We start from the raw sequence: 13,342 nt of genomic DNA on the forward strand, positions 1-13,342 counted from the left end.
CGCCCGAGACACCGGAGCACTTTGTCCATGACCACACCATACGAAATCCGTCAGGGCACCTCGCCCGTCATCCTCGGCTTCCCCCACACCGGCACGTCAGTGCCGGCTGAGATCGCCGACCGTCTCAACGACAATGGCAGGATTCTCGCCGATACCGACTGGCACATCCACCACCTCTATGACGGGCTGCTCGACGACGTCACGGTCGTGCGCGCCACATTCCACCGCTACGTCATCGATGCCAACCGAGATCCGGCGGGCGTCAGCCTCTATCCCGGCCAGAACACCACCGGCCTCATTCCCGAAACGGATTTTGACGGCAAGGCGATCTGGAAGGATGGACAGGGACCTGACCAGGCCGATATTGCGGCGCGGCTGCGGGATTTTCATGCGCCCTATCATGCAGCCCTTGCCGCCGAGATCGAGCGCGTGAGAGCGATCCATGGCGTCGCGATCCTTTACGATTGCCACTCGATCCGGTCCCACATTCCTTTCCTGTTCGAAGGAAAGCTGCCGGATTTCAATATCGGGACCGATATGGGCAAGACCTGCGACAGCGCCATCGAACAGGCGACGCTCACCGTCGTCGAAGCCGCCGAGGGGTACGACCGCGCGCTCAACGGCCGCTTCAAGGGCGGCTGGACGACACGCCATTACGGAAAGCCGGAAACCGGTGTGCACGCGATCCAGATGGAGCTTGCGCAATCGACGCATCTCCAGACCGAGGCACCGCCCTTTGCCTATGACGCCACCAAGGCGGACAGGCTTCGCGTGCATCTCAAAGACATTCTGGTGCGCCTCGAACAGATCGCACCAGGCCTGAAACGCTGACGCCCGAAACCTGACGATTGAAACCTGAGAACAGGGGAACCGCCATGACCAATCCACGCCACAATATCCGTGAAATCCGCGCGCCCCGCGGCAACGATCTCAATGCCAAGAGCTGGATGACCGAAGCGCCGCTGCGCATGCTGATGAACAATCTCGATCCCGACGTCGCCGAAAATCCGAACGAACTCGTCGTCTATGGCGGCATCGGCCGCGCCGCCCGCACCTGGGAGGATTTCGACCGGATCGTCGCGACGCTGAAGACGCTGACGGAAGAAGAAACCCTGATCGTGCAATCCGGAAAGCCGGTCGGCGTCTTCCGCACCCACAAGGATGCGCCGCGCGTGCTGATCGCCAACTCCAACCTGGTGCCGCATTGGGCGACCTGGGATCATTTCAACGAGCTGGATAAGAAGGGCCTTGCCATGTACGGCCAGATGACGGCCGGCTCGTGGATCTATATCGGCACGCAGGGCATCGTCCAGGGCACCTACGAAACCTTCGTCGAGGCCGGCCGCCAGCACTACGGCGGCAATCTCAAGGGCAAATGGATCCTGACCGGCGGCCTCGGCGGCATGGGCGGCGCCCAGCCGCTCGCCGCCGTCATGGCCGGCGCCTGCTGCCTTGCCGTCGAATGCAATCCGGATTCGATCGATTTCCGCCTGCGCACCCGCTATGTCGACGCCAAGGCCGAGACGCTCGACGAAGCGCTTGCGATGATCGACCGCTGGACCAAGGCGGGCGAAGCCAAATCCGTCGGCCTGCTCGGCAACGCCGCCGAAATCCTGCCGGAAATGGTCCGCCGCGGCATTCGCCCTGATATCGTCACCGACCAGACCTCGGCGCACGACCCGATCAACGGCTACCTGCCGAAGGGCTGGACGATGGCGGAATGGAAGGCCAAGCGCGAAAGCGATCCGAAGGCTGTCGAAAAGGCAGCGCGCGCCTCGATGCGCGAGCATGTCGAAGCGATGATCGCCTTCTGGAACGCCGGTATTCCCACGCTCGACTACGGCAACAACATCCGCCAGGTCGCCAAGGAAGAAGGCTTGGAAAACGCCTTCGCCTTCCCGGGCTTCGTGCCGGCCTATATAAGACCGCTGTTTTGCCGCGGCATCGGTCCCTTCCGCTGGGCAGCCCTGTCAGGCGACCCGGAAGATATCTACAAGACAGATGCCAAGGTAAGGGAGCTGACGCCCGGGAATACCCACCTGCACAACTGGCTCGACATGGCCAGGGAACGCATCGCCTTTCAGGGTCTGCCAGCGCGCATCTGCTGGGTCGGACTCGGCGACCGTCATCGCCTCGCTTTGGCCTTCAATGAAATGGTCAAGAACGGCGAGCTTTCCGCTCCGATCGTCATCGGCCGCGACCACCTCGATTCCGGCTCCGTCGCCTCGCCGAACCGCGAAACCGAAGCCATGAAGGACGGCTCCGACGCCGTCTCCGACTGGCCGCTTTTGAACGCCCTGCTCAACACCGCGTCGGGCGCCACCTGGGTATCGCTACATCACGGCGGCGGCGTCGGCATGGGCTTCTCGCAGCACTCCGGCGTCGTCATCTGCGCGGATGGCACGGATGATGCGGCAAAGCGTCTCGAACGCGTGCTCTGGAACGATCCGGCGACCGGAGTCATGCGCCATGCCGATGCCGGCTACGAGATCGCCCTCGACTGCGCCCGGGAAAAGGGCCTGCGCCTGCCCGGCATTCTCGGGAACTGAACCCGGTGAGAATCCTGCGCGCCGGTGATTGTAAACGCATGCCCTGGAAGAACGGCGGCGGCGAAACGGTGGAAATCGCCGTTTCGCCTGAGAATGCCGGTCTTGCCGGTTTTGACTGGCGCGTCAGTATGGCGACCGTCGCAACCGACGGCCCGTTTTCGATTTTTCCCGGCATCGACCGCACGCTGGCGATCCTCGATGGCAACGGCATGGTGCTCGATATCGAAGGCAGCACGCCGGTGCTGCTGACGACGGCAAGCGATCCCCTGGCCTTCCCGGCGGATATCCCCGTCGCGGCCAGGCTCCAGGACGGTGCGATCACCGATCTCAACATCATGACGCGCCGCGACGGGCTCGCCCACAGGCTGGTCCGGATCGACGTCGATGGCAGCAGCACCCTGCCGCTGCCGCCCTCGACATGCCTGTTCCTCTGCCATGGTGGCGCGCTCTCCTTCCGGCGGGGCGGCGAGACCGGCGCGCTTGCGGCCGGCGATGCGCTGCTGATTGAGGATGCGGCCGCGATCGCGCTTGAGGTCGATGGTAAAGCCAAATGTTATCTCGCATCGATCACCACAGGCTGACTTTCAAATAACGATTTGAAAAGATTGAACAATCGATAATTTGGCTAAGCATGCGCATCGACTATCCTGATCTCGGGCCATGGACGTCATTCCTGCTTTCGGTCTAAACTTTGCCCTTCTGATGCAGAAGAAGACCTAGACTGCCCGCAACATGCGGGGAGCAAGGGAGCAGGCGTGACGGATCCATACGATATTCTCGGCGTTGAACGCGATGCGGACGAGGCGCAGCTGAAGGCCGCCTACCGGCGTCTGGCGAAAGTTGCCCACCCCGATTCGGGCGGTGATTCGGACGCCTTTGCCAATTTGCAGAAAGCCTATGGGCTGCTTCTCGATCCGGTCCGGCGCAAGGTCTACGACGATACCGGTTACGACGTTGAATTCGCCGATGCCGCCGAGCTGCAGGCGCTCGTGATGATCGAGAAGCTCGTCACCGACGCCGTGCTCGACGAGCGCGCGCCGGGAAGTTTCGATCCCGTCGCTGTCATGCAGGAAAGCCTTTCCGAAGAACTGCGCAAGGCCCGTTTCAGCAAGAGCGAATTGGAGCGCCACGCCTCGCGCATCGGCCTGCATCTGGAACGGCTCGAAAAGCAGTCCGGTCGCGATGTGCTTGCCCACATGTTCCGTGCCCGCATCGAAGCCATCGCCAAAGCGGTCGCGGAAACCGAGGCGAAGATCAAGGCGACCGAACGCGCCGCCGATATGCTCAGCGGCTATGTATACGACATCGATCCGCCGCCGCTGCCGGATGCCGCGGTCACCAACATCGAATGGGTCGAGACCTCCAGAAACCGCTCCACCGGCTGACGGACGACGCGGCCGATCTTAATAGGACAGTTTCGGATACCAGTCCGGCGCCCGGCCTTCGGGCGTCGCATCGAGCACGGTCCAGAGCGGCATCAGATCAGGTGCGCCGCGCGGATCCTCGCCGGGATCGGCCGTCGCTTCGCCCATCTCCTCGCTCCAGAAATGGCGGATGGTGCCGTCGCGCCGCGTGAAGACGTTGAAGGCGGCGCCATCGCTGCCGTCGCTGCCGATCGCGCGATAGTCGCGGCTGTAATCGTCCGTCATGTCGGAGTAGAGCGGCAGGTGGTGCCAGCCGCGTTCCTTCTTGAAGGCGAGCAGCCTTTCGATCGGCGAGCGGGCGACGATCGCAAGGGCGGCGCGCTGCTGGATGTCAGGTACCTCGCCGTCCCAGGCCGACAGCAGCGAGGTGCACATTGGGCATGGGCGCTCGCGTTGTGGGCCGAACATGTAGCTGTAGACGATCAGCGTATCCTTGTCGGCGAAGAACTCGGCAAAGGAGATCGGCCCATCGCTGCCTTCGAAGCGGTATTCTTTTGTCACCTCGCCGCCCGGCGGCAGCGCCCGGCGCTGTCTTGCCACGCGCTCGATATGACGGCGCAATTCGATCTCTTCGGCCAGCAGCGCTTCGCGGGCGCTGCGATAGGCCTCGCTCTCATTCGGGAAGCGGGCGCCGTTCTTGGCCGCAAGCACTGCGGCGGGTACCAGATGCCGATTATCCATGACGATATCCTCCTTCTGTTGCCGCGCGCCTCAGACGCGCAAAGGACGTGCTGAAGCCACGACCGGGTCGCAGCACATCATTACAAGGACGATCGGCTGATGCGAAAATCGACAGAAGCCGACGGAAAATATTCGCCCCGCGCTTTGGCCGGCCCGGTGCCCGGATCGCCAAAGCCAAGCAGATCAAGATTATGCGTTCCGAAATGCGGATCATCGAACCAGCTCATGATCAGCATTGCGCCCTTCCTAGAGGACGCCGCGCCGAACTCATTTCACCGTCGGCTGCGAAACTCAGTGAACGGTGATCACCGGAATGCCAGCTTCGTCGGCGGCACGGATAAGCGCTGCTCGCGCGTCCTGCGCCGGAATTTCCCCATGAATTGCATGTCGGCACGCGCTAATCGCGATAAGGTACTCTTCTCCGTCGTCGATCGGCCAGCCAACCGTCAGCATCTCGGCAGCCTGGAAAAGGGTTGCGACAAGCTTGTATTTTTCCGACCCACTCACAACGAACATCAGAGGGGCAAACTCTGCGGATGTGCACCACTTCATGACATTAGGTCTCCCCACAGTAAACATATTAGTAACTGTGCAAGAACCGTTCCGTGTTCTTCGCTCGCATGCCGAAGCTCGTTTTGGAGGCCGCATAATGGAAAGGAGAATATTTCTTAAGGGGCGCTTTAGCCTCGGCGTCGCCAGCATAAGCATGGGCACCAGCTGGCAGGGAAACGGTCGCCGGCCTCATTACCCGCCATGCTGAAGCCACCAAGGCCGCCGACATGCTTTTACCAGACGCCCTTCCCGGTCTTCTGCCTCCTCAGCAAACTCAAACTGCTCCGCGGCGGCATCAGCGAGCGCGGTGTGCCTCTGCAACCGGAAACACTTCATCAGCAGAGCGGCAAAAAGAGATCCCGTAGTCGCCTCCTACTCCGGCACGACAGACGCGGGACTTCCCGCTCTGTTGCCAACGCATGATTCTCTGTTGCCAACCTACCGGAAGATTGCCTTTGACACATCGCGATAAGTAATATATCCATTCGGTTATATAGCCATGTGGTGATATATGAAAAGCAGCCTCGATGCGATTTTCTCCGCACTTTCAGATCCAACAAGGAGAGCAATTCTGGGGCGGCTTGCTCACGGCAAGGCGACCGTGGCCGAACTCGCAGATCCCTTCGAGCTGTCTCAGCCTGCCATTTCAAAGCATCTCAAGGTCCTGGAACAGGCCGGTTTGATCCGCTCCGGCCGTGAAGCGACTTCGCGTCCCCGCGAACTTGAGCCGGACGCATTGAAGAAAATCTCTGATTGGATTGGCGATTACAGACGCTTCTGGGATCAGAGCTTTGATCGTCTCGATGGCTATTTGTCCAAGGTACAAGGATACGAAGATGACAAATCCGGAGACTGATACTGACAACGCCCGCGATCTGGTTTTTGTACGAAGGTTCGATGCCCCATGCGATCTCGTTTTCAGAGCATGGACCGACCCCAAAGCGCTAGCGCAATGGAGCGGTCCTCACGGCTTCAAGGCGGTGGGCGACCAGCTTGAAGTCTGGCCCGGCGGTAGACACCGCGCCTGTCTGATAGCGCCAGATGGAGAGGAGCACTGGGTTAGCGGAAAATACCTTGAGGTCAACCCTCCGCACAGGCTTGTCTTCACACATGCCTGGGAGATCGGAACCGGCGAAAAAAGCCCGGAAACAGTCGTCACCATCACGTTAAAGGAAAGCGACGGAGGAACGGAAATGACGTTTCGGCAAAGTGGATTTGAAGACGCATCATCACTTAAGGGTCATGAAGGTGGTTGGTCGCAAAGCTTCGAGCGACTGGGCGTTTTTCTGGGGGCTACGTCCGAAAGGCCGGATCATGAGTAAGGCGGCGATGAAGCTTTACTATTGCGAGACGCTCAATCCTCGGAAGGCCTGCGCCGCTGCCCGTTTTCTTAAAGCCGACGTGGAGTTCATAAGGATTGACCTAGCCAGCGGAGAGCAGCGTACGACGGAATTCCTAGCTCTCAACCCGAACGGGAAAGTCCCTGTGCTGCAGGATGATGCCGGAACCTTGTGGGAAGCGAATGCCATCATGTGCCGATTGTCTGACAGAGTTGGCTCGGATTTCTGGCCGCATGACCACAGGCAGATCGACGTCCTCCGGTGGCTGAGCTGGGACGCGAGTCATTTCACCCGGCACGCGGCAGCCTTGTGGTTTGAATACTTGATCAAACCTTTGTTCGGCGGGGAGCCTGACGTCGCCGTGATCGAAGATGCGAAGACGAGCTTCCGACTACATGCTCGCGTGCTCGACGACCATTTGGCTACTAACAGCGTCGCGGTCGGGAAGACGCTGACTGTCGCAGATTTCGCATTGGCCGCTGCACTTCCTTATGCGACTTCTGCTGAGATTCCACTTTCCGAGTTTACGCATATTCAGGCGTGGTACGAACGGCTTGAACAACTAGATGCGTGGAGAAACCCTTTCCCGGCGTAACAAGGTGCGGCCGCTGTTCCGTGCTTATTATTTCCGCCCACGTTTCTAAAAGTTTTGCCGGTAATTCGCTCCACAGGGCCTCGCTTCTCCGTCGCTGAAATTCCTTCCGCCATCAGACAAGCGAAAGCGGCGATATGCGCAAGGGCTGTAAAGCAAAAAGGGCGCTCGACCCTTGCGGGGAGCGCCCTTATCCTGTCGGACAACGAACAGTTCGACAACGTCGATACCGCGCGCATCCATTTTTCAGGCAGGGCCGGTATATGGACCCTTTGCGCCCCGGTTTCAAGGGCTATTCGGCAGGACGTTGACAAGGTGCGTCAGATGGCAACTCCACTGACGGGATTGACCACCGGTCGTTCGCTCTTGTCCCCGACCCCGGCCGGCTGCATCGCCGGCGGCGCCATCGATTCTGCGTCTGCGGGCTCCGGCTTGTCGGGAACGGCGCCGACATCTTTGGGACGCCGCTGCTCGGGCTTTACGTTTTGATCATTCGTCGACATTGTCAGTCTCCTTTCAGTGAAGAAGTCACGGCCGTCGACATGGTTCCGACGACGGCATGGAGGATTACCGATGCTTGACAGGTTTCTGCTGCAGGGTCCTCAGGATGCGCGTTTCACCATCCTTCTGGCACATGGCGCCGGCGCGCCGATGGATTCGGCGTCGATGACAGCAGCGGCAAATGCGCTTGCCGGCGTTGGCTTCCGTGTGGCCCGCTTCGAATTCGCCTATATGGCCGCCCGCCGCACCTCGGAAGGCCGCAAGCCGCCGCCGCGCGCCGAATCGCTCAATCCCGAATATGAGGCGGCCATTGCCGCGCTCGGCGCCAGCGGCCCGCTTATCATCGGCGGCAAGTCGATGGGCGGCCGGGTCGCCAGCATGATCGCCGACGATCTCTATCACAGGGGAAAGATCGCCGGCCTGCTCTGCCTCGGCTATCCCTTCCATCCGCCCGGCCAGCCGGAGAAGCTGCGCACCGCCCATCTCGCCGGGCTGAGGACGCCCGCCTTGATCTGCCAGGGAACGCGCGACGAATTCGGCACACGAGACGAGGTGCCGGGCTATGATCTCTCCGACAGGATCGAGATCCTCTGGCTTGAGGATGGCGACCACGACCTCAAGCCGCGCAAGACGATCTCCGGCTTCTCGAGCGCCGATCACCTCGCCACGATGGCCAAGGCGGCAAAGGCCTGGGCCGAACGATTGCCGGTTTGAGGCTCACCTTGCGATTGCCGCTATCAGGCGGCAAGCTTCCTGATATCGATGCGCCGGTCGGTGGCGGAAACGGTGATTTCGAAATGATCGGCCTGCACGACGTCCCGGATGTTGCGTGGCCGATGCGCGACGATGGCCACCCCGCCTCTCAGCCGGACACTGTCGTAGAGGATACCGGCGCCGCCGCTCGAGCGCACCTCTTCCCCCAGCACTTGCGACGCCGCATAGCTGGTGCCGTCATAGACATCGGGCCGCAGCCTCTCTTCGCCGCGAATGTCGAGGTAATCGCCAATCAGGGCGGCCGCATAGCTTCGATAGGTGCGTGCCATCGTTGCTACCCCGCGTGCGACAGCCTCGCGCCGGAGATGATGGCCGACCTCGGCGGCGGCTGTCCTGAGTTCGTCGGCGGCATACCAGGCGCCGAGATCAGGACCGTTGAACCGCATTCCTCCCGGCGCAACATGCAGGAAAGCCGCCATGACGATACTGGCGTTCGGCCTGCCGTAAACCCACTCGTTTTCGGGAAGCCGTTGGATGCGATCGGCGACGAGACGGTCGTTGGTCCAGCCGACGAGTTCCATCACCGCTTCGAGGTCGGCCACCCGCGTCACCGTCTCGAAAAGGCCGATCGGTGGAAATTGCGACGGGATCAGCCGGTGTGACGGACGCGGCGCCTCTGCAAATCGATCCCTCACCGGAAGACGATGTCCGCATCTTCGTAAGGCGCGAAGGCTTCGTCGAGCCTGTTCGGCTGCATGTAGAGACCGCCGCGCGCGCCGTCGAGAAACCGGCGGACGGTCATCAGCCCGTCCTGAGTTCCGCTGGTCACGATATCAAGCGGTGGATGCCCGCCGAAAACCGGCGCCTGATGCGGCGTGCGCAGCCAGGCGACGCCGGCGCGCTCATCGGCAAAAAGCACACCGAGTGCTTGATGGATGCCGAGCACCGCCGAGATCCGGGTCAGCGTATCGACGTCAAGCGTGAAAGCGCCGTGCTCGCGCGCCTGTTTGGCCCAATTGTGGTAGGTCGACCGGGAGGGGTAACCGAGTACGAGCAGACGCTGCTCTTCCGTCAGCCCCCAGAGATCGGCGATCGCCAGGAAGGTCCGCAAGGCCGGTGCGCTTAGCCTCTTGCGATTTGCCGGCGCAAAGCGATCCATGTCCAGCCGCTGTGGCCCCTGGTCTTCCCGGTGCTCGGTGCGTCGCGCATGCTGCATAACAGCCTCCTGTCTTGAATTAGACATAGTCCAAATCTGGGCATTCGGCAACAGATTTCAAGAATTGCTCCAATGGAGCCGTCACCATAGCCCAGGCAGCAGCCGGTAGCGGACCTCGCGGCGGTATTCGGCGTAACCCGGCAGGTCTCTTGTCAGATGTTTCTCCTCGTCCAGCAGTCGCGCGACAAGTCCGGCAAAGGCAGGAGGGATGGCCAGCAGGCCCCAATAGGAGCCGAGCGACAGCGGTATGCCGACGAAGAGCACCAGCGCCGCCGCATACATCGGATGACGCACGACGCTGTAGAGCCCGCTTGAAATGACCCGCTGATCCCGGCGGATCTCGACCGTTGCCGAAGCGAAGCTGTTTTGCCGCAGCACGAGGAAGCAGCCGTAAAAGCCGGCCGCCATCAGAACATTGCCGAAAATCACGATCGGCGCCGGAATGGCCGACCAGCCGAACCGGTAATCGAGCGCCGAACCGATGAAGAGCGCGATCAGCACGATGCCGTTGAAAAGCTGAATGCGCTTCTGGGCCGGTTCCCGCTCCGCAGCCGGCCCGACATGCAGCCGCTGTTCCAGCAAGGCGCGGTCATATTTCAGGAAATAGGCCGTCGTCGCGACAATCCAGCCGCCAAAATTGAAAAGGAACAGCCAGCCCTGCCAATAGGACAGCGAGCCCGCCGCGATGAAGATCATCGCCGCAAGCACTGCGACGAATTTCACCGTCGCTTCCGTCGCCCGCCTGCCGAGACTCCTCTTCTGATCCTCCATCGGTCCGTCCTCCATTACCTCAGGAAACCTCGCCTGCCGCCTCCCGGATCGTCTGCATCAGGATCGATTGCGGCAGCGACGGAACGGCATCGGCGCGCATCGTCAATCCGACCGGCCCCTTGGTCTCGCCGGTATCGATCGGCAGAAGCGCCAGCCGCCCGTCGGCGACATCGTCGGCCACCACGCCGTGGGAAATGATCCAGATCGCGTCGTTTGCCCGGAGGAAAGCGCGGCCGAAGGAATCCGATACCGTCTCGATCTGGTTGGGCAGGCTGGCGACGCCATTGGCGATGAGAAAATTTTCGACCACCGGCCGGATGATCGAACCCCGCGTCGGCATCAGCACCGTGTAGTTGCCGAAACCTGAAAACAGCGATTGCCGGCCGTCGAGCAGCGGATGGCCGGGGCGCACGGCAAACACTACCTGTTCGGAATAAAGATGCTCGAAGGAAAAGCCGGCCATCTTCTCGGCGCCTGCCAGACGCCCGACGACGACATCGAGATCGCCAACACGAAGCTGCTCCAAGAGCACCGCATTCTCGCCGGTGACGATCTTCACCCGACTCCAGGTGTTCTCCTTGAGGAAGAGCTCCATCGCCCGCGGCATGATTCGCGATGACACCGTCGGCAGCGCGCCGATCCGGATCGGCGGCGCTTCGGAAAACTGCTCCTGCGAGACGGAATCGAGACCCTGGCGCAGCGCCGTCAGCGCCGCACCAGCGTGCCGCAGGAAGACCTCGCCGTAACGGGTGATCTTGATGCCGCGGCCGTCGCGCTCGAAGACATCGACACCTAGCACCTGTTCCAGTTCGCGGATTGTCTTGGTGACCGCCGGCTGGCTGACATGCAGCAATTCGGCGGCCTTCATGACGCTCTTCTGCCGCGCCACCTCGACAAAGGTCTGCAGATGGCGAAACTTGACGCGGCTGTCGATCATCGCTCACATAACTCCGAAGTTATCGAAAAGCCTGAAAATATCATTTTACTTAACCGGATCAAACATTCAATTTCGCCTTCAGGAGGAGAATGACGTGCAATTCGCCCGCATAAACGACGTGACGATCCATTATCAGGTCATCGGTGCACCAGCCGACAGGCCGGTGATCGTCTTTACCAATTCGCTCGGGACGGATTTCCGCATCTGGCGCGACGTCGTGGTGCGGCTTGCCGGCGAATTCCCTATCGTGCTTTACGACAAGCGCGGCCACGGCCTGTCCGATGTCGGCCAGCTCCCCTCATCGATTGCAGATCATGCGACGGATCTCGCCGGCCTGCTCGATCTCTTGTCGGTCAAGAAGGCCGTCGTCTGCGGCCTCTCCGTCGGCGGCCTCATCGCCCAGTCGCTCTATCAGCGCCGGCCGGACCTGGTCAGTGCCCTGATCCTGTGCGACACCGCCCATAAGATCGGCACAGCAGAGAGCTGGAACGCCCGCATTGCCGCCGTCGAGAAAAACGGCATCGGCAGCATCGTCGACGCCATCATGGAGCGCTGGTTCACGCCGGCCTTCCGCCGGCCCGAAAACACCGCCTATTCAGGCTATTGCAACATGCTGACGCGTCAGCCGGTCGAAGGTTATGTCGCTGCCTGCGCCGCGATCCGCGACGCCGATTTTACCGAAACTGCAAAGACGATCACTGTCCCGACAATCTGCGTCGTCGGCGACCAGGATGGCTCGACGCCGCCCGATCTGGTGCTCTCGACCGCCAAGCTTATCCCCGACGCGCGTTATGAGGTCATCCCCAATTGCGCGCACATTCCCTGCGTCGAGCAGCCGGAAGCGCTGACGGCGGTCATCCGCGCCTTCCTCACATCCATTACACCTGGAGAAAACAGCCCATGAACGAAACCGCGTCCTCCTCCGAGCGCTATCGCCAAGGCATGGCGACCCGCCGCGCCGTGCTCGGCGACGCCCATGTCGACCGAGCCGCCGCCGCATCGACGGAGTTCGACCGTCCCTTCCAGGAACTGATCACCGAAGCCGCCTGGGGCCATGTCTGGTCGCGCCCGGCGCTGACGAAGCGCGAGCGCTCGATCGTCACCATCGCTCTGCTCGCGGCGCTCGGCCAGGACGACGAGGTCGCCATGCATGTGCGCGCCACCGTCAATACGGGTGCCTCCCGTGAGGATATCTGCGAGGCGCTGCTGCATGTGGCGATCTATGCCGGCGTTCCCGCCGCCAATCACGCGATCAAGATCGCAAAGCAGACCTTTGCACAGATGGACGCCGACAAGGCGGCCTGAGGGGGAAAAATGTCCGAACGAGCAAATCGCAAACCCGAGACCGGCGCCTTCTTCGGCCGCGACCGTGCCTGGCATGCGCCGGCGCTGACTCCCGGCTACAAGACCTCCGTGCTGCGCGCGCCGCAGCGTGCGCTGCTGTCGCTCGACGGCACGGTTTCCGAAACCACCGGTCCGGTCTTCGGCCATTCGATGATCGGCGAACTCGACAACGACCTGATCCTGAATTATGCGCGCCCCGGCGAAAGCGCTATCGGCGAACGCATCATCGTCCATGGCCGGGTGCTCGACGAACGTGCCAAGCCGGTTGCCGGCGCCCTGGTCGAGTTCTGGCAGGCCAATGCCGGCGGCCGCTATCGCCACAAGAAGGAAACCTATCTTGCGGCGATCGACCCGAATTTCGGCGGCTGCGGCCGCGCCATCACCGACGAGGAAGGCCGTTACTCCTTTCGCACCGTCCGCCCCGGCGCCTATCCCTGGCCGAACGGCGTCAACGATTGGCGGCCGGCCCATATCCATTTCTCGATCTTCGGCCACGGCTTTGCCCAGCGCCTGATCACCCAGATGTATTTCGAGGGCGATCCGATGATCTGGAAATGTCCGATCGTCGGCACGATCCCCGACAAGGCGGCGATCGAGCAGCTGATCGCGCCGCTCGACTGGGGCAACACGATCCCGATGGATTCACGCGCCTATAAATTCGATATCGTGCTGCGCGGCCGCCGCTCGACGATGTTCGAAAACAGGCTGGAGGGCAACTGAC

At 61.6% G+C, this 13,342-nt stretch carries 18 protein-coding genes; 11 read left to right on the forward strand and 7 right to left on the reverse strand.

The annotated features are described in order from the left end of the window. Window positions 1–27: 27 nt before the first annotated feature. The 4 genes from hutG to FHT79_RS04450 all read left to right on the forward strand — a co-directional run bounded on the left by hutG (window position 28) and on the right by FHT79_RS04450 (window position 3,934). Window positions 28–831, forward strand: a complete 804-nt coding sequence (gene hutG / locus FHT79_RS04435) for an N-formylglutamate deformylase (RefSeq protein WP_097595642.1) — start codon at window positions 28–30, stop codon at window positions 829–831. Window positions 832–875: 44 nt separating this feature from the next. After that, window positions 876–2,549, forward strand: a complete 1,674-nt coding sequence (hutU, locus tag FHT79_RS04440; RefSeq protein ID WP_047612722.1) for a urocanate hydratase — start codon at window positions 876–878, stop codon at window positions 2,547–2,549. Window positions 2,550–2,554: 5 nt separating this feature from the next. Beyond that, complete coding sequence (locus tag FHT79_RS04445) at window positions 2,555–3,130, forward strand: HutD family protein (RefSeq protein WP_097595641.1); 576 nt, start codon at window positions 2,555–2,557, stop codon at window positions 3,128–3,130. A gap of 174 nt (window positions 3,131–3,304) precedes the next feature. After that, complete coding sequence (locus FHT79_RS04450) at window positions 3,305–3,934, forward strand: J domain-containing protein (protein ID WP_028756049.1); 630 nt, start codon at window positions 3,305–3,307, stop codon at window positions 3,932–3,934. Between the two features lie 18 nt (window positions 3,935–3,952). Here the strand turns inward: FHT79_RS04450 and FHT79_RS04455 are convergent, their stop codons facing one another. Together FHT79_RS04455 and FHT79_RS04460 are read right to left on the reverse strand one after the other, a co-directional pair. After that, a complete protein-coding gene (locus FHT79_RS04455; RefSeq protein ID WP_183902990.1) occupies window positions 3,953–4,654 on the reverse strand; it encodes a DUF899 family protein in 702 nt (233 codons plus the stop codon). 291 nt (window positions 4,655–4,945) lie between these two features. Further along, a complete protein-coding gene (locus FHT79_RS04460) occupies window positions 4,946–5,206 on the reverse strand; it encodes a DUF982 domain-containing protein (protein ID WP_028757206.1) in 261 nt (86 codons plus the stop codon). A gap of 511 nt (window positions 5,207–5,717) precedes the next feature. Between FHT79_RS04460 and FHT79_RS04465 the strand changes: the two genes are divergently transcribed. The 3 genes from FHT79_RS04465 to FHT79_RS04475 are packed head-to-tail and all read left to right on the forward strand — an operon-like array spanning window position 5,718 to window position 7,141. Further along, entirely contained in the window at window positions 5,718–6,062 is a 345-nt protein-coding gene (locus FHT79_RS04465; RefSeq protein ID WP_028756051.1) for a metalloregulator ArsR/SmtB family transcription factor, read from the forward strand. Beyond that, a complete protein-coding gene (locus FHT79_RS04470; RefSeq protein WP_080759865.1) occupies window positions 6,043–6,528 on the forward strand; it encodes an SRPBCC domain-containing protein in 486 nt (161 codons plus the stop codon). Before FHT79_RS04465 ends, FHT79_RS04470 begins: the two co-directional genes overlap by 20 nt. Further along, the gene (locus FHT79_RS04475) at window positions 6,521–7,141 is read left to right on the forward strand and encodes a glutathione S-transferase family protein (protein WP_028757559.1); all 621 of its coding nucleotides are present in this window, start codon (window positions 6,521–6,523) and stop codon (window positions 7,139–7,141) included. The genes FHT79_RS04470 and FHT79_RS04475 overlap by 8 nt, the downstream gene beginning before the upstream one ends. 317 nt (window positions 7,142–7,458) lie before the next feature. Here FHT79_RS04475 and FHT79_RS04480 read toward each other — a convergent pair whose 3' ends face one another. Next, a complete protein-coding gene (locus FHT79_RS04480; RefSeq protein ID WP_047612715.1) occupies window positions 7,459–7,641 on the reverse strand; it encodes a hypothetical protein in 183 nt (60 codons plus the stop codon). A 70-nt stretch (window positions 7,642–7,711) separates the two neighbouring features. On the opposite strand from FHT79_RS04480, the gene FHT79_RS04485 reads away from it, so the two are divergent. Next, window positions 7,712–8,353 (forward strand): alpha/beta family hydrolase, encoded by a 642-nt coding sequence (locus FHT79_RS04485; RefSeq protein ID WP_097595638.1) that lies wholly within the window; start codon window positions 7,712–7,714, stop codon window positions 8,351–8,353. A gap of 23 nt (window positions 8,354–8,376) precedes the next feature. Here FHT79_RS04485 and FHT79_RS04490 read toward each other — a convergent pair whose 3' ends face one another. From FHT79_RS04490 to pcaQ, 4 genes are all read right to left on the reverse strand, one after another. Then, entirely contained in the window at window positions 8,377–9,048 is a 672-nt protein-coding gene (locus FHT79_RS04490; RefSeq protein WP_047612710.1) for an RES family NAD+ phosphorylase, read from the reverse strand. After that, window positions 9,045–9,569, reverse strand: a complete 525-nt coding sequence (locus FHT79_RS04495) for an MbcA/ParS/Xre antitoxin family protein (RefSeq protein ID WP_047612708.1) — start codon at window positions 9,567–9,569, stop codon at window positions 9,045–9,047. Before FHT79_RS04495 ends, FHT79_RS04490 begins: the two co-directional genes overlap by 4 nt. An 81-nt stretch (window positions 9,570–9,650) precedes the next feature. Next, window positions 9,651–10,340, reverse strand: a complete 690-nt coding sequence (locus tag FHT79_RS04500) for an isoprenylcysteine carboxylmethyltransferase family protein (RefSeq protein ID WP_097595637.1) — start codon at window positions 10,338–10,340, stop codon at window positions 9,651–9,653. A gap of 19 nt (window positions 10,341–10,359) precedes the next feature. Continuing rightward, on the reverse strand, window positions 10,360–11,277 hold the full coding sequence (gene pcaQ / locus FHT79_RS04505) for a pca operon transcription factor PcaQ (protein WP_028757563.1): 918 nt from the start codon (window positions 11,275–11,277) through the stop codon (window positions 10,360–10,362). A gap of 94 nt (window positions 11,278–11,371) precedes the next feature. Between pcaQ and pcaD the strand changes: the two genes are divergently transcribed. From pcaD to pcaH, 3 genes are read left to right on the forward strand one after another with little or no spacing between them, the layout of a single operon-like run. Then, window positions 11,372–12,181 carry a 3-oxoadipate enol-lactonase gene (gene pcaD, locus FHT79_RS04510; protein ID WP_047612705.1) on the forward strand — a complete coding sequence of 270 codons (810 nt, stop codon included), beginning with the start codon at window positions 11,372–11,374 and terminating at the stop codon, window positions 12,179–12,181. After that, entirely contained in the window at window positions 12,178–12,582 is a 405-nt protein-coding gene (gene pcaC, locus FHT79_RS04515; protein ID WP_047612703.1) for a 4-carboxymuconolactone decarboxylase, read from the forward strand. The genes pcaD and pcaC overlap by 4 nt, the downstream gene beginning before the upstream one ends. Window positions 12,583–12,591: 9 nt before the next feature. Further along, window positions 12,592–13,341: a protocatechuate 3,4-dioxygenase subunit beta gene (gene pcaH / locus FHT79_RS04520; RefSeq protein WP_047612700.1), complete on the forward strand. Its 750-nt coding sequence runs from the start codon at window positions 12,592–12,594 to the stop codon at window positions 13,339–13,341. Window position 13,342: the final 1 nt, after the last annotated feature.

The sequence above is a fragment of the Rhizobium sp. BK212 genome (assembly GCF_014197475.1).
Taxonomy (GTDB): Bacteria; Pseudomonadota; Alphaproteobacteria; order Rhizobiales; family Rhizobiaceae; genus Rhizobium; species Rhizobium anhuiense.